This is a genomic window from Psychrobacter sp. CLB018 (assembly GCF_041222815.1).
Classification (GTDB): domain Bacteria; phylum Pseudomonadota; class Gammaproteobacteria; order Pseudomonadales; family Moraxellaceae; genus Psychrobacter; species Psychrobacter faecalis.
Map to the genome: position 1 here is coordinate 1,887,666 of NZ_CP166085.1, position 18,711 is coordinate 1,906,376.

Below are 18,711 nucleotides of genomic sequence, written 5' to 3' on the forward strand. Positions count from 1 at the left end.
TGACTATTTCAATACTAATGCTATTTAATTATTATGCTGAAGCGACGTTTTGCTAAGTACTTTACTTATTATCATCATCTTTTTTATCTTTAGCCTTGCTTGCCGTTTGCATTTGCGCCGTTAGCGCAGCATTGCTATGGTCATGCTCCATGACAAACTCAACATCGCTACGGAATCCTGCTTCCATGAGATGTAAAGCAACGCCAAGTGCCGCTTTATCTTCATAAATGACCGCATGCAAGGCATGAGTAATCGGCATATAAATGCCTTCTTTGGTGGCTTTTTCATGTACCTGCTGAATGGTGTTGACGCCTTCAGCGGTTTGACCCAATTTTTTGACCGCCGCATCAATGGTCATACCGCGACCGAGCATATTACCAATACGGTAATTGCGGCTCAGCTCTGAGCTACAAGTGGCATATAAATCACCGACACCCGACAGACCTAAAAAGGTCAGCGGATTGGCACCGGCATGGACACCAAAACGGCTCATTTCCGCTAAACCGCGCGTTAATATCATGGCTTTGGTATTTTCACCGACTTCATAAGCTGCCGCCATTCCCATGGCAATGGCATAAATATTTTTTAGCGCGCCACCAAGCTCAACACCGCGAACATCGTCACTGGCAAACACTCTAAAGAAAGCACTATGTAATGCTGCTTGTACCGCATGGCGTAGTGGCTCAGAGTCACTGGCAATGACCGTAGCAGACGGCATATTTTTCATGATTTCAATGGCGAGATTTGGCCCTGACATCACGCCAAAGTTCACTTCCGGCAGCTCATCTTTAATAATATCACTCATCAAAGCAAAGGTATCTTTTTCCATACCCTTGGTCAAAGAGACAATAGATTGCCCGCTAATAAAGGGTGCGATGCTTTTAAGGGTTTCGCGAAACGCGAGGCCTGGGACAGCGATAAAAATAATATCGGTATCTTTGACCGCCGCTTGCAAATCGTGGCTGTATTTGAGCCGATCATCAAGCTTATAACCGGGCAGATATTTTTTATTGGTCTGCGTCTTTGCCATAGCCTTAACAGTACGTTTATTGCGTACCCACAGCGTGGTATCACAGCCATTGCGGGCAGCCAAGTTTGCCATTGCCGTACCAAAGCTACCGCCACCTAAAAATGCCAAACGCAGCTTGGTTGGATTGTTATGGATTTCTGCCATGTTTTTTGCCACCGCAGACTCAACCGCGCTAGGATTTAACTTCTTACGCCCTAGCCCAGATTTGGTGGCACGCTCAATGATACCGGATAGCAAACTGTTTTGTTTTTCAGCACCTTGATTGTCCGTTTGACTGTCCTTTATATTTGCATCTGTCTTTTTATCATTAGCGCTGGTCATATTATTTTATCCGTATTGACTGACTGAATTATGAATAGAATTTGTGCTGAGTATACAGTGAGATTGAGGGTATGTTTCAACAATTATTGATATAGAACCGTTATTTTATTGAAATAACGTGACCAGTTTGGTCATTGTTTTGCTTTGCTGTATCACGTTATAGCAACGCTTACTATTTTGAAACATCGCCGTAATCATAGACCTGTCTGGACGCTATGACTCAAAACGCAGTAATGCCTCAATATCAATCGGCTTGCGCGTGGGCATATCGCACGGACTGCTGCCAGTATAAACAAAAGCCGTGACATAATCATCTGCCCCAACGCCAAAATAGGCTTTGACGGCAGGCTCATTGGCCAATAAACCCGTACGCCAAACTGTGCTAAAACCTTGAGCTTGTAGTGCCAAAATTAAGTTTTGCACTGCCGCGCCGGCACTGAGCATTTGCTCAAAAGGTGGCACTTTTTTATGAACTTGCATGTGGGTGACGACTGTAATAATAACCGGCGCACGCAGTGGCATATTGTAGGTTTTCTTGCGTGATTTCTCAGACATCTCTTCGCCCGCTTGCGCCGCTTGTGCTTCAGCAGCCGCTAAAAAGGCCCGGCCCAAGTCATGACGCGCATTACCTTGAGTGACGATAAAGCGCCATGGCCGCAGTTTTTTATGATCAGGAGCGGTAACCGCACAGTCAATAGCTGCTTTAATCTGAGACTCTGTCGGTGCCGGAATGCTCAGATTGCCGATGCTACGTCTTGATTTAATCCAGTTAATCAGCTGTTCATTGGTTACTTGCGCGTTTACCTCTCTCGGGCTTTCGGCTTGATTTTCTTCGCTATTACTGTTCAGTTCGTTACCGTTATCCATATTATTTTCAGAACTATTCATATTTTATCCTTATTTATTATTATGCAACTGCATTAGCGATATGCCTTACGCCGCTTCTGAGCCTTCGATGCGATGATCCATGCGCAAATAGTCCTCTGACTGCATTTCAAGCAGGCGTGAACGTGTACGCTCAATCTCAAAGGCCAATTTTTGTCCTTGATAAAGCTCGAGAATTGGCTGCTCTGCTCTTACCAATAGTTTGACGCGGCGATCATAAAACTCATCAACCAGATAAATAAAACGGCGGGTCGGATCACGCAAATCATCATCTAAAGCGGGCACAGAATTGATTAACACCGTGCTAAATTCTTTGGCAATCTCGATAAAGTCGGACGCTGAGCGTGGCTCCATACATAAATGACGGAAGTCACAAAATAAAATATCTTCGGTACGGGCATTGATTTTGATTTCGCGACCATTGATGGTAATAGGCGCGTTGCTGATTTTTTGATTGTTAGACAAGCTAGCGAAACGGTTGGCAAGCCAGTGGTGATTGGCTTTGGTCAACGGCGACTCATATAACTCCGCTTGCTGTAAGACACGTAGGCGATAATCAATACCAGAATCAATATTCATCACTGTGGTGTGACGCTCAACTTCGGCGATAGCTGGCATAAAGCGATCACGGTGTAGACCATCTTTATAAAGCCCTGCTGGTTCAATGTTTGATGTGGCGACCAAAGTCACGCCGCGATTAAATAGCATGGTAAACAAATCACCTAAAATCATCGCATCTGAGACGTTGGAGACAAAAAACTCATCAAAACAGATAATCAGTGCTTCTGCATAAATGATATCCGCGACTTTTTCTAGCGGATCGCTTTGACCTTGTAGATTATTTAGCTCTTGATGGACGCGCTGCATGAAGTGGTGAAAATGCTGGCGCATCTTACGCTCAATGGTCAAAGAGTCGTAAAACATATCCATCATCCACGTTTTACCGCGCCCCACCCCGCCCCACATATACAAACCTTTGGGAGCCGCAGGTTTTGACTTTAAAAAGCTAAAAAAGCCTTTTTTTTGCGCCACGCTATCATTAAGCTGATGATACAACCCATCTAAATAGCTCATTGCCTGATATTGCTGCTCATCTCGAGTAAACTCATCAGTGCTAATGGCCTGCTCATAACGTTGCAAGGGAGATAAACTCATAATACGACTCATTATTAGACAAAATAAATATAAAAAGCTAAAAGTATGCTTAGATAAATTGGTTAAGACACCAGCTGGTTTTACTGCGACTCTTTAGAGCCAAAACTATGCTCTTCCAACAAACCTTTTAGCTCAGATAAACGTCCATGGAAAAAATGCCCAGCACCATCAACGATACTAACGGCCAGTCCTAAACGCTCAGCGAATGCTTGCATATTATTTGGGTCAATCACTTCATCAGCATTACCATATATCTCAAAGGTTTTATCAATGGGTAAAGTGATATCACTGCTGTCATTTTTTTCGACTGAGGGCGCGATAAGCGCGACGTTTGCTATTTCAAAATCACCCAGTCCCCAAATATGCGGCGCTACCATGACTTGCTCAGCGACACGTGCTATCACATAACCACCAAAGGAGAAGCCACCTAGCCATAGCTTACGAGCGTTGGTCTGCTCTGCAATCCATTGTAGCACGGTCATCGCATCGACTACTTCACCATCTGCGTAGTCGTGCTCGCCGGTTGACTGGCCAACGCCGCGAAAGTTAAAACGTACCACATGCATGCCGCTATCACGCCCAAAACGATACATGGTCGTGACCACTTTATTGTTCATCGTGCCTTCAAATAACGGATTGGGATGACAAAGCAGCGCCACTGTATCGGTATTCGCATCTTTAGGATTGTCTTGTTGCCATAGCGCGTCGACTTCGAGCACGCCAGCAGGAGCAGGAATCAGTTGCATAAATTTACTTATTGGTTAAAGGTGAATACCTCAATTATCCTAGATATGGTTTATATTTCAAGTAATTTGCTGTGTACCTGCAACGTTGCACACAATAACCGCCTAGACACTCCTTGTCGCAATACGTTAGATTCATACAAGTTGTCGAGTAATATATTGAACTTATAGGAAAAAGGAAACTATTATGAATATTTTTAATAAAACCGCTACTTTAACAGCAACACTGGCTGCGGCTCTGGCTTTGAGTGCCTGTCAAAGCACGCCTTCTTCACCGGTAATTCAGCGCGCTAACTCGATTTATGAAACCACAGGCATCGCTGAGAGCAAAGTAAAAGCCCAGCAAAATGCGATAGACAGTGCGCAAAAAACTTGCGGAAGAAAACAAGTGATTATCGTTGATGATAAAGTCAAATATAACGGTATTTTAAATGAGCAAACGGGCCGTATGGTCGGACAAGCGGGCGCGGTCATCGGTTCAATCTTTGGGACGGGCACGCCAGATTTATCACGTAAAGATGATTATGAGTACATGATTAATTTTCGTTGCCAATAAAGCCGTCATTATTTAGCCTTTAGCCAATAAGTTTGTGAGATAGCTATTATATTCATCTATATTTATCGCGGCTTATTGGCTTTACTTTTTGTAGCGGCACTTTTGGGGTAAACTATCCTGTCTGGTCTTTTATACCTGCAACCTTTACTTTGATGAGTTAATCTAACGTCGTTAACCTTTCAGCCTCGATTACCTTTGGTCTCCTCTTATGCGCAAACCCAATCTAGCAAATATGAAACAAGCCAGCTCTAAAAAAGACAAAGTTTTGGTGCCTGCCAAAGATTTAGCGACCTTGGAAGCTGAACTGGCTGAGCAAGAAAACAGTCTGGAAGTCAGTTTAGAAGATACGGTTTTACGCCTAAGTGATTACTTGTCGGCGGTCGATATGGTCATCAAACAGACCTTTAATCACCGCGTATGGGTTAAAGCTGAAATTCGCAACCTATCAAGCAAAGGTGGGCATTATTACTTTGAGCTGGCAGAAAAAGATGACGACGGCAAAGTTATTGCCAGCTGCCGTGGTAATCTTTGGCGCTTTAAAGCGGCGCGCGTCTTAGCAAAGTTTGAGCGCGCAACCGGTATGCCGCTTGACCGTGATTTGACCGTATTACTCAAAGTATCGGCAGGCTTTCATGCACAATACGGTTTCTCACTGACTATTGAAGATATCGACCCAAGCTATACGTTAGGCGACTTGGCGCGGCAATACGCGGAGATGGTCGACCGCTTGACTGGCGAAGGCTTATTAAACCTCAATCAGCAGCTACCCGTCCCATTTGATATCGAACATGTCTTAGTCATTGCCCCTGAAAAAGCAGCGGGATTGGGCGACTTTCAAGCCGATGCGGACCGCTTAGCTCGTACAGGTGCCTGTCATTTCCATTACCATCACGCCACCTTTCAGGGCAATCACGCACCAAGTGAAATCCGACAAGCTATCGTCAGCGCCCAGCAGCAGTTTTACGACACCTATCAACGCCTGCCAGATTTGTTAGTCATTATCCGTGGTGGCGGCGCGGTTGGTGATTTGGCGTATCTCAATGATTATGAGCTTGCTGCCCTCGTTGCCGAGCAGCCTATCCCTGTCTGGGTTGGTATCGGTCATGAGCGTGATAAAGTGATTTTAGATGAAGTGGCGCATACCAGCTTTGATACGCCATCAAAAGTGATTGCCGCTATCATGGCGCATTTAGCCCAGCTCGTCACGCAAACGCTGCAATACCAAGCGCAAATCAAACAAGCAGCGCAGCGTCAACTGAATATCGCTGAGCAACAAACGACACGCCAGTTGAGTCACATTCAGTCGCAAACGATTGGTCAACTGACCGCCCTGCAAAAAGACAGTGATTATGCTTGGCAGAGTATTCAGCAAAGTGCCCAGCGCCAAGTCAAACAAGCAGCCAGACGAACCAGTGAGCTGCGAGTCCAAACTCAAAATTCTGCTTATCAGCAATTAACCATTGCATCAAGTTATAGCCAAAACCAAAAAAAGACGATTATACATAGTGCGCAGCAGCAGTTGCTACAAGCACGACGTGATAGCGAATATCTGCGCGATATTGTGCTCTTGCATCGTCCTTCTCGCGTGCTTAAACAAGGCTACACCATGCTCACTGATGCAAAAGACAAGCAGATACTGACCAGCAGTACGCAACTTTATGCTGAGAAAACGGTACATATCATCTTAAAAGATGGTAAGGCAAAAGCACAGATTATTGATGTGAAGACCAATTAGTTATAGTCTGTTTGCCATAAAAATACACAGCTGTTGGGATAAATTTTGCGTAGCCTCGAACAGTGACGAAGTCACACAGCAAGCAAGGAAAATTTATAACAGCAGCAGACTCCTGAAACTAAAATATTTAACAACTTTTTATCTACTTTTCTTTCTATGTTTTTTTCTTAAACTAATGTGAATATTAGGAAACCTTATGACAACCCCTACTCGCAAACGTAAAAAAGCCGCCCCAAAGACCTTTAAGGCAGCTTATGTTATTCTAAAAACCAATGCCGCTGAGCTACAGCAACAAGATGAGCCAGATATCGATAATCTGATGACAACGGTTGAGGAATCGATTGCCGCTTATCGCGTTTGCGAAACCCGTATCAATGCCGTGCAGCAAGCGTTAGATGCCGCTTTCGCCGAAGAAGATAGCACAGAGAACAGTGACATTTAAACTAAATTAAGTCAGCTCTATTCTGGCTCATCGACTTCAAAAACTTGGCGCAAATAGGCAAGATAGGTATCATTATTGATCATAGTCTTGCCTGGGCTGTCCGACAATTTGGCAACTGGCTGCCCATTGCACTCAACCAATTTTAGGACGATATTTATCGGGGTGATGCCCATATCGTTGGTCAAATTGGTGCCAATGCCAAAGCTGGTTCTTATTTGACCTTTAAAATATTGATGTAAATTCCACGCCTTATTTAAATCCAATCCATCACTAAAGGTCAAAATCTTGGTTCTTGGGTCTATTTTTAATTTTTTATAATGCGCAATGGCCTTATCGCCCCAAACATACGGGTCGCCGCTATCATGACGCAGACCATCGAACAGCTTGGCAAAATACAAATCAAAGTCGCGTAAAAATGCATCCATCCCAACGACGTCGGTCAGCGCAATACCCAAATCACCACGATATTCATGTACCCACGCTTCAAGTGCCGCTTTTTGTGAATCACGCAAACGCACATCCAATGCCTGAAATGCCTGCATAAACTCATGTGCCATGGTACCAATTGGCGTCATGCCGAGTTTTTTTGCTAAATAAACGTTTGACGTACCGCTGACGATTTTCGGTTCAGCGTTATGTAAAGTCTCAACCACATGCGCTTGCCAAACCTTGCTAAAGCGTCTACGTGTACCAAAATCAGCGACGATAAATGGCGGTGTATTATTATCATATTTTTCCTGTTTTACCGCATACTGATGCAATAACTCAACTTTCTCATCTAGCCTACGTTGCCCTTCTTCAATAACGCTGGCATTTGATAAAGCACTAAAATATAGCTCATTCACAATGGCTAGGACAAATACTTCAAAAAACATTGCCTGAATCATCGGCCCTTCGATGTCAATAAACAAGCGGCCTTTTTCGTCGGTGCTAACGGTGATAAAACGGCGCTTTAACTTAAACAATTCTAGATAATCAACGAAGTCTGAACGCATAAAGCGCAATCCGCGTAAATACTCCAGCTCATCTTCTAAGAATCGCAATTCACACAAGCTGTCTAGCTGTTGCTCTAAATCGTCTTTGATATCCGCCAATGGATACAGCGTATCTTCGTTATTACGGCAGCGAAAACGATAAACGCCATGGGTCTGCGGAAACTGATGTAGCATGGCTTGCAACATAGTAAATTTATATAAGTCGTTATCCAATAACGAGGTAATAATAGGTTCAAAAGGTTTAGAAGTTTGAGTAACGGTCATGTTACAGCCTTAAATACAAAAATGAAAAGTCGCTAAACAAAACGAGCGACGAAATAGGTAGCAATAGTTATCAAGATGCCAAAGTTATCAAAATGCCAATAATAGAAAAGGTTCAGATTTTGAGTATAACGAAGTTTGTCTCATTTTTCATAACTCAACGCTTATAAAAGCAAAACTACAACGATAATAATCGTATTTATCCTTTTACTCTGACTTATAGGTTTGGAATAACAGCCTTGACTTCCTCTCCTCCCTAAAGTGAGGGGATTCCTACTACTAGACGCTCAAGCCCGAGCGCAAGAATATTCTTTGCCGCATTAATATCACGGTCATGAGTGACACCGCACTCGCAAAGCCATTCTCTTATTCCAAGACCCGTCCTACCTTTCGGACTGTTTTGGCGTGAGCCACAACACGAACAAGTTTGGGTGGTGTAACTTTCATTCACCTCAACATAGTGACAACCTGCGTTCTCGCATTTGTAGGTCAGTTGCCGCTTAATCTCAAACCAACCTGCGTCATAGACGGACTTGGCTAGCTTGGTTGAGGTAAATGATGTTGATTGAAGTTTGCCAATGATGATTATTTTATTAGTCTTGGCAAGGTTGGTGGTAAATTTATGAATTAAGTCTTGGCGGGTATTTTTAATCTTGGCGTGAATCGCTTTAACGCTTTGTTTGTTTTTAGCCCGCTGAGCAATGCCTAGTTTTTTAGCGTATTGCTGGGTGACTTTGGTTTTTAGTACCTCACCATTACTTGTCGTTGCTGAGTCCCTGCAGCCTAAATCAATACCAGTTTCTCCTGTACCGCACTCAATTTTTGGGTACTCTTTAACGGTGATGCACGCATACCAGTGGCCGCGACTGTCTTGTACAAGCTCACAGGTGTTGATGGTGTAGAGTGCTAGATTATAGCTATCCCACACGTCGATGGTCAGCTTCTTGCCTTTTGATAGGCTAAATTGAATGGTGGATTTAAGAGCTTTTTTACCTGCTTTTTTGACACCTAAATATTTGATTGCTGTTTTTTTAAAGGGAATCCAACCAAGTGATTTCCTTTTGGCGTTTGGGTTGTTGGTTCGCCAGTTTAGTTTGGCTTTTTTGAATTGCTTGCGAGATTTAGCATGGGTTTCGGTGATGGCTTGTAAGGTTTGGCTGTGCAGGTTTAGCAGCTCGCCACTACCTTTTACATAAGCGGCAATATCATAAGCGGAAAAGAAATGATTGGTGCGTTGAAGATGCTTAAAACTCAAGTCATTCACATAGTTCCACACAAAATTAACTGCGCCCGCTAAGGTATTTAGCTGATTGGCGTGTTTGTCTTTGATGCGTAACTTGAGCGTTTTCATAGAGTGATTATGGTCTCAATGAGTTTGGTTGACAAGTCTGTTTTAAGGCTGAGCGACAATAACTGACGCCTGATATCCACGCCCTAGAAGGGACATGGTTTTAAGGCGCTTTTTGATAAAAAAGACGCCAAGCATCAGCTTAACGTCTCTTTATGAGTTTAATCATCAATATCAATCATTAAGGTTTTGCAGGCTTTACCAATTTTACCAACGGCGCATAGCCTGACTGCGGCATCACGCTGACTGGGATAAATTGTAGTGCACCGCCATTGATACAATAGCGCAGTCCGCCGCGGTCTTTTGGGCCATCAGGGAATACATGCCCCAAATGCGAGTCTGCTACCCGTGAGCGAATCTCAGTACGCACCATGTTAAAGGCAGTATCCTCATGCTGAGTAATCACTTGCTTATCGATCGGCTTGGTGAAACTTGGCCAACCGCAGCCAGATTGGTATTTATCGGTGGATAAAAATAACGGCTCACCGCTCACCACATCGACGTAAATCCCTGGCGCAAATAAATTATCATACTCATGACTAAACGCACGTTCTGTCGCCGCCTCTTGAGTGATATTGTACTGGGCTTTGGTTAGAGTGTTTTTTAGCGCACCTTTATCAAAGTTTGCATAGCGTTTGGGATCTAAAGTTTCAGCAACCGTGCTGACCGGTGCAAGCTTGGTTCGCGCAGTGCCTTCTGGTTTATCATCGGCAAGGCTTAAATCGACATGACAATAGCCATTTGGATTTTTTGCCAAATAATCTTGATGATACATCTCAGCCAGATAAAAGTTATCTAAAGGCTTATTTTCTACCACGACTTTTTGTTTATACTGGCTTTGGATACGTTTGAGCGCCGCATCAATCACCGCTTTGTCTGCTTTATCAGTGTAATAAACGCCCGAACGATACTGGACGCCGCGATCATTGCCTTGCTTATTGAGGCTGGTTGGATCTATCACGCGCAAGTAGTATTTTAGAATCGTATCAAGATCGGTTTTATCGGCATCGTAAGTAACCTTAACCGTCTCGGCATGACCTGAGCCGCGAATCACTTGCTCATAGCTTGGATTGGCCGTGTCGCCATTGGCATAGCCTGAGACTGCATCGACCACACCTTCGACACGCTCCATATAAGCTTCAACGCCCCAGAAGCAGCCACCTGCTAAATAGATTGAGCGCGTATTAATCGCCTTACCTTTATCGTTATAATAAACGCCATCTTTTTGCTTGATGGTTTCAATTTTACTGTTGTTATTCAATGCTTGGGCGTTTGCCGGTTTGGCATTACCCGCTTTTAGCTCGGCAAAGTCATTATCAGCATTTTCAGCAAGGGCATAGGCTTGCTCTGCTGATATATTACCTTTGACCAAATGCACCAAGTTGCCTTTTTTATCGAGTATCGCCCAGCTTGGATACACTTGCACGCCGAGCTTATTAATCAGCTCACCCGAAGCGTCGGACAATACGGGTAGTTTAGGATAATCAGCTTGCACGCCTGCATACCAAGTCCTAAAATCGCTCTCTGCTTTTTCATTGAGATGACCGGGACTGGCAACGGTAACAAGGTTTAAACCGGCAAACTTAGGATCGGTACGCCACTCTTCGGTTTCTGCAAGCGTGCCTAGACATAACGGGCACCAGCTTGCCCAAAACTTAATCAAGGTAGGTTTATTGGGGTCAATAACCGCCGCACCTGTGTTGCCCAAACCCTTGGTCAATTGCGGCAACGCTTGCATTTGCCCGAGCATGTCAGATGGCAGCATATCCCGTGAATTTTTTACACCGCTGTTTTGGCTACTGGCATTAGCATTGCTCTTAGCATTATTTTCTGCGCTACTCATTTGCCCGCAAGCAACCAAAATCCCTGCACTTAACACCGTCGTTACCCCAAAAGCACTGACGCTTTTTAACCAACGCGCAGCTGTTCGTGGGGACTGTGTCGCTAAATCATGAGGGTTGCTGCCCTTATCAGAGCGATTTGTATGATAAGACTTATTATCTTGTTTATCAGGTAGCATGAAGTATCCTTTTCACAAAATATTACGTGCACCCGCTTAATGATTAATAATTGTCAAGCGTATTCAAAATCAATAAAGCAGAATGAATGTTAGTGAAAGCAAATAGATTGCGAGATATATGAAAATAAAAAGAATGACAAAGACATTAGACTATCTTAATAGTATACATAGCTAGTGGAGTCTACTTTAATAGTAAATAAGCGGTTGCTACACTTCTTTAACAACGCCGTAAGAGTAATGATATACACAAGTGAGCACAAAGAAATGATGTGAGCAATTATTAATGGGCGATTATATTCATATGAGGATAAAATAATAAAAAATCAATATTACGAAACTAATCAATCACTTAATAAGACATTTAATAGTCAATATCAGTTAGGTTAAGAATATAAGGTAGTTAACTTTTAGCACCCATAAATTGCGCCACATAATCATCAGCGGGATTGTTGCGTAACTCAGTTGCGCTACCAGTTTGTACCAGCCGCCCACCATTTAAAATACTGATACGTTGACCAACTTTCACTGCCTCATCGATATCATGGGTAATAAAGACGATAGTTTTATTAAGCCGTTCTTGTAAATCAAGCAACTGGTCTTGTAGTTGCGCGCGAATAAGGGGATCAAGTGCGGAAAATGCCTCATCCATCAGTAAGATTGGATTGTCGGTTGCCAACGCCCGTGCCAGTCCCACCCGCTGCTGCATACCGCCAGACAACTCATCAGGATAGCTGCGTTCTAGATTGGGTAGCCCGACCTCATTGAGCCAATAACTTGCCACTTCATGGCGCTCCTTGGTACTCATTTTACGCACACGTAAACCGTAAGCGACGTTTTGTAGCACCGTCATATGAGGCACCAAACCAAAATGCTGAAACACCATACTGACCGTTTGCTGGCGATAATGCTGTAACTCTTTATCATTGAGCGCTAGGATATTAATAGCAGAAGACTTTTCGTTTCTATCCGTTAATTGCTCTTCGCTTGCGACCGCTGAATTAGAGACGGTTCCCGCTGTAGATTCTTTCGCGTTAATAGCGGTATCGACCCAAATTTTGCCGCTGGTTGGATCAATTAAACGATTGATATGGCGTATCAAGGTTGATTTACCAGAGCCTGATAAGCCCATTATACAATGCAGCTCGCCCGCTTTAACGCTCAAATTTATATCATAAAGACCGACCGAATAGCCAGTCTGCTTTTTGACGGCAATGCTGTCCATACCTTCTGCCAATAATGCCAAGGCCGACTGCGCTTGCGAGCTATTGGCACTATAAATCTTGCTGATATTTTCTAATTGAATATGGTTCATTGTGGCTCTCATTTTTTATTTTTATGATTCATCATTAACCAATCGGGCGTCTGCCCGCATCAATGGTTTTTTGCCGCGCGCGTTTTCCTTGCCCAAAGGCCTGCGTGATACGGTCAATAATGATGGCGACGATGACAATAGCAGTACCCGCTTGTAAGCCTTGACCGATATTGAGCGTTTGAATCGATTGCAGCACATCTTCACCAAGACCCGGTGCGCCAATCATAGAAGCCAGCACCACCATGGAGAGCGACATCATTACCGCTTGGTTAATACCTGCCATGATGCTCGGCAGCGCTTGCGGCAATTTAATCCAAATCAGCAGTTGCAAATGCGTACTACCAAACGAGCGTCCCGCTTCGACCATTTCATGATTAACTTGGGTAATTCCAAGTGTGGTCAGACGAATCAGCGGCGGCAAAGCATAGATAATGGTGGCAAATAGCGCAGGTACTTTACCAATGCCGAATAACATAAGCACGGGTATTAAATAGACAAAGCTTGGCATGGTCTGCATCACATCGAGTATCGGTGTGATAGTTTTACGCAGGATTTTACTACCAGACATGGCGATACCGATTGGAATACCAACCACCACCGTGACCAGTACTGATACAATAAGCAGCGCAAAGGTATCAATCAACGCACTCCATAGTCCAAACGCACCAATTAGAAATAATCCGACGCCACATGCCAGCGCGAACCATATTTTACGAACACCAAACCATGCCAATACGGTCACCAGCGCAATGATTAGCCACGGCGGCATAAAGGTTAAAAAGCGTTCAATGGGCAACAATAAATAGGTTAAAGCGGCGCTACTAACACTGCGAAAAACGTCACCATAGTTTCTAACCACAGTCGCTAAGACGTTATTGAGCGACGTTTCAAGCGACCATGCAGGAAAGCTTGAAGACACGCTGAATAAGTTAGCGGTATTATTGTTTGTTGATCTATTTGAGGCAGCGTTATTTGACAAAGCACTACCGTTCAGGCTCATCCCAAGCGTTGCCACCATCTTCTGCGCCGCTTCTGCTGACATCCACGTCTGCCAAATATCAGGATTTTGACGTAAAAATACCAGCGCTTGCTCATCACCGCTGCGCTTGTTTTCACTCATCTCTAAAATAGCGCCGTTGAGCTGATCCGGGGTAAAGTTAACTTGTTTAAAAAAATCGGTCAGCTCAGGATTAGATTGTATAAAAGGCGTCGATACCGCGATACTCAAAGGAGAAACAGGAAAGCCTGAGATGCAATCAGAAGTACCATCAGCTATTAATAAATCTTGCCAACAGGCGTCATCGTGCGCAGGAAACTCCAAAGGCGCAAAGTCGTATTTTGCCATGAGCCCAGTCGGTTGCCAGTAATAAAACAATAAGGGTTTATGCTGCTCAAAAGCAGAGGATATTTCGGCATCGAGTGCGGCGCCCGTACCGGGATGAACACTATTAAAAGTCTTATCTAAACCGGTATTTTTTAATAAACGGGTATTAAAAATCTCACACGCCCATCCTGACGGGCAGTTCATAAAGCGCGACTTGCGCGGGTCTTCAGGGTCTTTAAATAGCTCAGCGTATTTGGGCAAATCTTGATAACGACGCAGACCCGGATTTTCCTCTAGGACATATTTAGGCACATACCATCCTTGGGTCGCACCGCCTTCAAGCGTGTCGCCAATGATCGCCACCTTTTTATCTTCGATCGCTTGCTCTAAAATCGGCGAGCGCCCTATCCACTGCTCGCCGATGACTTGGATATCATCTTGCAGCAGGGCATTTTCAAGCGCCGGACCTGCGCCCGGCACCTCAGTCACTTGGCAGCCATAGCCATTTTCAGTAATATATTTCAACACCCCAGTGGTAAATTGCCCACTCTCCCACGTGAGCGCGCCAAATTTAATCGGCGCATCACAACTTGATACAGCAGCAGATACGGGTAAAGACAATATGAGTGAGCTTATTAACAATAAGCTAAAAGCAATCCATTGGCGCACGGCAGATCCTATTTATCGTTATTATTCTTGAAATTATCTCTAAGTTTAGTAAAGCTTATTTTTACACCTAAAGTCTGTTGTTTATTATTAATTTATTTACTTAGAGTGCGTCTAAAAAATAGCACCATTTTGTTTAGGTGGTCTACAAAATGTAGCGATTTATAGATAAGATGACAAATGCTCATTCATTCTAAGAAGCGGTTTTTAACTACTTATTTTGAATGTTCTGAAGGTAATGGATTAACTTTTAGATAAAAAATAGCACCTACCTGAGTAGATGCTATTTTTTATAACGCTACTTATTTAGAGCGTATTGTTATTTTAAAAACAGTGCCATGGCTTTTTTAAATACACCACCATACGGCGGCAATAAAATATTAAGACCATTGAGCTTCGATTGTATGAATACCGGCTTCATATGACTAAGACGCTCAAAACCAGCTTTACCGTGGTAAGCGCCCGTACCTGAGTGCCCAACCCCGCCGAACGGCAAGTCATGCTGCGCCACATGCATAATGACTTCATTGATACACAGACCGCCTGACACCGTATTGTTACGCACCTGATCTATCTCGCTGCTGTTGTCACCAAAGACATAAAGTGCCAACGGGCGTGGACGCTCATTGATAAAATCAATAGCATCATCGAGAGTGTCATAGTGCATCAAGGGCAAAATCGGCGCAAAAATCTCGTTTTGCATCAGCTCACTATCAGGCGCAGGCTCTTTGACAATCACTGGCGGCATCAGGCGGCTGTCGTGATCAGCATCTGCATCCGTCAACTGATGGATATGGTCATCTTCTAGATCATCGAGATAGCCTTTGACGCGTTTAAACTGCTCGCCGTTGATGATGTGCGAGTAATCAGGATTGTCTGCAATATTGGGATAATGCTTTTCCATCCACTCTTTTGCCAGACGGGTAAATTCCTCATGATATTGACGTTGAACCAATACATAATCAGGCGCAATACAGGTTTGACCCGCATTAAGCGTTTTACCCATCATCACGCGATTAACAGCGTTTTCTAAATTAGCACCTTCTAAAACGATAACCGGCGACTTACCACCCAGCTCAAGGGTGACTGGCGTTAAGTTCGGTGCCGCCGCCGCCATGACTTTTTTGCCGACCGCAGTCGAGCCGGTATACAATAAATGGTCAAAAGGCAGTTTACTAAAGGCTTCGGCAATCTCAACTTCGCCAATCACCACAGAAACCATATCCGGTGAAAAATAACGCGAAATAGTCTCAGCAAAGGTTTGAGCAAATTGCGGTGCCGCCTCGCTCATCTTAATCATAATGCGATTGCCCGCTACCAGCGCATCAATCATCGGTCCGACTGCTAAAAATAGCGGGTAATTCCAAGGCACCATAATACCGACCACGCCAAGCGGCTGCGGCTGAATCTCATTATGAGCTGGCATATAAAGCGCTGAAATCGATACCCGCTGCGGCTTCATCCATTTTTTACCATTCTTTTTTGCATGGCTAATACCGGTAAAGCTTGGAAATAGCTCAGCAAACTGTGTTTCGGACTCACTGCGATAGCCAAAATCGGCACTAATCGCTTTGGCAAGTAGCGCTTGGTTGTCGCTTAGCATCACCTCTAAATTATCGAGTTGATTTTCACGCGTGGTCCAATCATTGATAGGCTGCGTGCGGCTCAGCTTTTGTAAGCGCGCAAATTGCGCTTGCATATCAGCGACCGTTTTAATGATACTAAGAGACTCATCTGCATTATGAGCATGATTTGGTTTTTGAGTTTGATTGGTTGGCGTAGGCTCATTTTGAGAGGGTGTATTTTGATTACTATCAGTCATTTGTCTTCCTTGTTATGAGCGTTAGAGTCAGTACGCTATTATCGATTTAGGACTCTGAATCTATGGTCGTTAAAATAAGCAGTCTCTAAAGTACGAAAAGCGCCTGAGATTCCATTCAATGCTGCTAAACAGTATTTTATTCAATGCCGTTTAATGTAGCGCATTGTCCAATCAATGAACAGCACCTTTGATTGACTACTGGGTTTGTATGAAATACGTGTCAGGCAAGGGTTATATTGCCGCAATTTAACAGTAGTTTTAACGCAGCTCGGACAATTAATTCATAGATTAAATAGCGAAATTTAGATTTGGGCACAAAAGCTAAAACTGCTACACTAAATATCAATAACAAGCCCCTTTTTTAATAACAAAACCATAAGACAATCACTCTCATGCAAAATACCGCGCAACCACTCAATGATATGCTGGTCAGCAAATCACTCTCAGCTGCTGATTACGTCCCTACCCTTGATGCTATGCTATCGCGTACGTTAGCACGTATCGCGCTCAAAAAAGAGCAAGGTCTACGCACGCCTGACGAGCTTTGGATTGTCGATCACAATGATGTCTATACGCTTGGACAAGCCGGTAAAGAAGAGCATATCTTGCAACGTACCAATACGCCGATTATCAAGACCGACCGCGGCGGTCAGGTGACATGGCACGGGCATGGACAGTTGGTTATCTATTGGTTGTTTGATCTGGACAGTCTGGGCTGGAGTGTGCGCAACATGGTATCGCACGCCGAGCAAGCGATTGAAGATGTGGTCAATGACTGCCTAAAAAGCCACGCGTTTAATAGCAGTCTTATCAGCGCTCATGCCCGCCGTGATGCGCCCGGTGTTTATTTATATAGCCATCTAAATACTGCCAGCAATGACAAGGCTCAACCACTCACTGAGCTTCCGACCGATGACGCTATTATGCTGGGTAAAATCGCCTCACTTGGCTTTAAAATCAAGCATGGTTTTAGCTATCATGGCGTTGCGATTAATTTAGATTGTGATTTATCGGCCTTTAATGCGATTAATCCTTGCGGCTATGCAGGCATGCAAATGTTACGACTGGCTGACTTCGTTGCGATGGTTGAGCAAACGCAGGATGAGCAAACGGTGGATGAACAACTGGCAGCGCAGGTAGCGGAAAAATCTATGCCAGCAATGACCAACTGTTTAAGCTATGAGCAAGTGACCCAAAAACTTATCGATAATATTGCCAAACGTCATGCTGGACATATCCAATTACGTGCCCTCGCTCCTAAATAGTTTTTAATTACTGTTTTTGCATAATCCTTTTTTGCATAATATCGTGCACGCTTAGACTTAAGCATTGTGAGAAAATTTGAGTCAAACTTGTTATAATCGCAGGCGCACAAATTGGGCGCAGCAAAAACCTTAGCGCGCCAACATCTAACCCTTTATCATTGAAGCATTCATAACAAAAGCACCTTGGAGCAATTTATGGCAGATTTTAATAAAATTTTGGACGCAGGCGACGTCGATGGTGGCATCATTAATGTGGTCGTAGAAATCCCAACTGGTAGCAGCCATAAAATTGAGTGGAACCGCGAATTGGCGGTATTTGAGCTTGACCGTGTTGACCCACAGATTTTCGCCAAACCTTGTAACTACGGTTTTATCCCGCAAACCCTTGATGAAGATGGCGATGAGTTAGATGCGCTTATCATCACAGAACAGCCGTTGCCTACTGGTATTTTCTTAAAAGCGAAAGTAATCGGCGTGATGAAATTCGTTGATGATGGCGAAGTTGATGACAAAATCGTCGTCGTACCAGCTGATGACCGCGATACAGGCAATGCTTACAATAGTCTAGAAGACTTACCAAAGCAGCTGATCAACCAATTACAGTTCCATTTTAGCCACTATAAAGACCTTAAAAAAGCCGGTACAACGGTGGTCGAATCTTGGGGTGACGTCGCAGAAGCTAAAGAAGTCATCAAAGAGTCTATCCAACGCTGGAAAGACCTATAAATTATCCTAGATAATTTAAACAAGCGTTTATGGCAATTTTTTATTAAAATTCGCTAAGCGCTATGAAAATACCGCAGACATGATAATGGCTGCGGTATTTTTTTG

At 43.9% G+C, this 18,711-nt stretch carries 15 protein-coding genes; 5 read left to right on the forward strand and 10 right to left on the reverse strand.

Annotated features, from left to right (window positions below):
* Positions 1-61 precede the first annotated feature (61 nt).
* The 4 genes from AB8P72_RS07980 to AB8P72_RS07995 form a co-directional block, all read right to left on the reverse strand.
* Positions 62-1,351 carry an NAD(P)H-dependent glycerol-3-phosphate dehydrogenase gene (locus AB8P72_RS07980; protein ID WP_369957577.1) on the reverse strand — a complete coding sequence of 430 codons (1,290 nt, stop codon included), beginning with the start codon at positions 1,349-1,351 and terminating at the stop codon, positions 62-64.
* A gap of 213 nt (positions 1,352-1,564) precedes the next feature.
* The gene (locus AB8P72_RS07985) at positions 1,565-2,239 is read right to left on the reverse strand and encodes a nitroreductase (protein ID WP_068408199.1); all 675 of its coding nucleotides are present in this window, start codon (positions 2,237-2,239) and stop codon (positions 1,565-1,567) included.
* 45 nt (positions 2,240-2,284) lie between these two features.
* Complete coding sequence (gene zapE, locus AB8P72_RS07990; protein ID WP_068408266.1) at positions 2,285-3,391, reverse strand: cell division protein ZapE; 1,107 nt, start codon at positions 3,389-3,391, stop codon at positions 2,285-2,287.
* 80 nt (positions 3,392-3,471) lie between these two features.
* Positions 3,472-4,137, reverse strand: a complete 666-nt coding sequence (locus AB8P72_RS07995; protein ID WP_068408200.1) for an alpha/beta hydrolase — start codon at positions 4,135-4,137, stop codon at positions 3,472-3,474.
* Between the two features lie 184 nt (positions 4,138-4,321).
* Here AB8P72_RS07995 and AB8P72_RS08000 point away from each other — a divergent pair, with 184 nt between their 5' ends.
* The 3 genes from AB8P72_RS08000 to xseB all read left to right on the forward strand — a co-directional run bounded on the left by AB8P72_RS08000 (position 4,322) and on the right by xseB (position 6,867).
* Complete coding sequence (locus tag AB8P72_RS08000; RefSeq protein ID WP_068408202.1) at positions 4,322-4,690, forward strand: hypothetical protein; 369 nt, start codon at positions 4,322-4,324, stop codon at positions 4,688-4,690.
* A gap of 208 nt (positions 4,691-4,898) precedes the next feature.
* Positions 4,899-6,425 (forward strand): exodeoxyribonuclease VII large subunit, encoded by a 1,527-nt coding sequence (gene xseA / locus AB8P72_RS08005; protein WP_068408204.1) that lies wholly within the window; start codon positions 4,899-4,901, stop codon positions 6,423-6,425.
* A gap of 196 nt (positions 6,426-6,621) precedes the next feature.
* Positions 6,622-6,867: an exodeoxyribonuclease VII small subunit gene (gene xseB, locus AB8P72_RS08010; protein WP_068408206.1), complete on the forward strand. Its 246-nt coding sequence runs from the start codon at positions 6,622-6,624 to the stop codon at positions 6,865-6,867.
* 17 nt (positions 6,868-6,884) lie between these two features.
* Here xseB and pncB read toward each other — a convergent pair whose 3' ends face one another.
* The 6 genes from pncB to AB8P72_RS08040 all read right to left on the reverse strand — a co-directional run bounded on the left by pncB (position 6,885) and on the right by AB8P72_RS08040 (position 16,615).
* Positions 6,885-8,126: a nicotinate phosphoribosyltransferase gene (gene pncB, locus AB8P72_RS08015; RefSeq protein WP_068408208.1), complete on the reverse strand. Its 1,242-nt coding sequence runs from the start codon at positions 8,124-8,126 to the stop codon at positions 6,885-6,887.
* Positions 8,127-8,379: 253 nt separating this feature from the next.
* Positions 8,380-9,474, reverse strand: a complete 1,095-nt coding sequence (locus tag AB8P72_RS08020) for an RNA-guided endonuclease InsQ/TnpB family protein (protein WP_369957578.1) — start codon at positions 9,472-9,474, stop codon at positions 8,380-8,382.
* A 178-nt stretch (positions 9,475-9,652) separates the two neighbouring features.
* Positions 9,653-11,491: a bifunctional peptide-methionine (S)-S-oxide reductase MsrA/peptide-methionine (R)-S-oxide reductase MsrB gene (gene msrAB, locus AB8P72_RS08025; protein ID WP_369957579.1), complete on the reverse strand. Its 1,839-nt coding sequence runs from the start codon at positions 11,489-11,491 to the stop codon at positions 9,653-9,655.
* Positions 11,492-11,891: 400 nt separating this feature from the next.
* Positions 11,892-12,803 carry an ATP-binding cassette domain-containing protein gene (locus tag AB8P72_RS08030; RefSeq protein WP_102076400.1) on the reverse strand — a complete coding sequence of 304 codons (912 nt, stop codon included), beginning with the start codon at positions 12,801-12,803 and terminating at the stop codon, positions 11,892-11,894.
* 34 nt (positions 12,804-12,837) lie between these two features.
* Complete coding sequence (locus tag AB8P72_RS08035) at positions 12,838-14,796, reverse strand: glycine betaine ABC transporter substrate-binding protein (RefSeq protein WP_369957580.1); 1,959 nt, start codon at positions 14,794-14,796, stop codon at positions 12,838-12,840.
* A gap of 316 nt (positions 14,797-15,112) precedes the next feature.
* The gene (locus tag AB8P72_RS08040) at positions 15,113-16,615 is read right to left on the reverse strand and encodes a coniferyl aldehyde dehydrogenase (RefSeq protein ID WP_201591276.1); all 1,503 of its coding nucleotides are present in this window, start codon (positions 16,613-16,615) and stop codon (positions 15,113-15,115) included.
* Between the two features lie 392 nt (positions 16,616-17,007).
* Here AB8P72_RS08040 and AB8P72_RS08045 point away from each other — a divergent pair, with 392 nt between their 5' ends.
* Both AB8P72_RS08045 and AB8P72_RS08050 read left to right on the forward strand, forming a co-directional pair.
* Positions 17,008-17,880, forward strand: coding sequence for an octanoyltransferase (locus tag AB8P72_RS08045; protein WP_305935602.1), 873 nt, complete (start codon positions 17,008-17,010; stop codon positions 17,878-17,880).
* A 195-nt stretch (positions 17,881-18,075) separates the two neighbouring features.
* A complete protein-coding gene (locus AB8P72_RS08050; protein WP_025651820.1) occupies positions 18,076-18,606 on the forward strand; it encodes an inorganic diphosphatase in 531 nt (176 codons plus the stop codon).
* The last annotated feature ends 105 nt before the right edge of the window (positions 18,607-18,711 follow it).

Coding starts and splice junctions, on each gene's coding strand:
- xseA (WP_068408204.1), top strand. CDS start 4,899: ATGCGCAAACCCAATCTAGCAAATATGAAACAAGCCAGCTCTAAAAAA.
- AB8P72_RS08020 (WP_369957578.1), bottom strand. CDS start 9,474: ATGAAAACGCTCAAGTTACGCATCAAAGACAAACACGCCAATCAGCTA.
- pncB (WP_068408208.1), bottom strand. CDS start 8,126: ATGACCGTTACTCAAACTTCTAAACCTTTTGAACCTATTATTACCTCG.
- AB8P72_RS08030 (WP_102076400.1), bottom strand. CDS start 12,803: ATGAACCATATTCAATTAGAAAATATCAGCAAGATTTATAGTGCCAAT.
- zapE (WP_068408266.1), bottom strand. CDS start 3,391: ATGAGTTTATCTCCCTTGCAACGTTATGAGCAGGCCATTAGCACTGAT.
- AB8P72_RS08045 (WP_305935602.1), top strand. CDS start 17,008: ATGCAAAATACCGCGCAACCACTCAATGATATGCTGGTCAGCAAATCA.
- AB8P72_RS08050 (WP_025651820.1), top strand. CDS start 18,076: ATGGCAGATTTTAATAAAATTTTGGACGCAGGCGACGTCGATGGTGGC.
- AB8P72_RS08000 (WP_068408202.1), top strand. CDS start 4,322: ATGAATATTTTTAATAAAACCGCTACTTTAACAGCAACACTGGCTGCG.
- msrAB (WP_369957579.1), bottom strand. CDS start 11,491: ATGCTACCTGATAAACAAGATAATAAGTCTTATCATACAAATCGCTCT.
- xseB (WP_068408206.1), top strand. CDS start 6,622: ATGACAACCCCTACTCGCAAACGTAAAAAAGCCGCCCCAAAGACCTTT.
- AB8P72_RS08040 (WP_201591276.1), bottom strand. CDS start 16,615: ATGACTGATAGTAATCAAAATACACCCTCTCAAAATGAGCCTACGCCA.
- AB8P72_RS07995 (WP_068408200.1), bottom strand. CDS start 4,137: ATGCAACTGATTCCTGCTCCTGCTGGCGTGCTCGAAGTCGACGCGCTA.
- AB8P72_RS07985 (WP_068408199.1), bottom strand. CDS start 2,239: ATGAATAGTTCTGAAAATAATATGGATAACGGTAACGAACTGAACAGT.
- AB8P72_RS07980 (WP_369957577.1), bottom strand. CDS start 1,351: ATGACCAGCGCTAATGATAAAAAGACAGATGCAAATATAAAGGACAGT.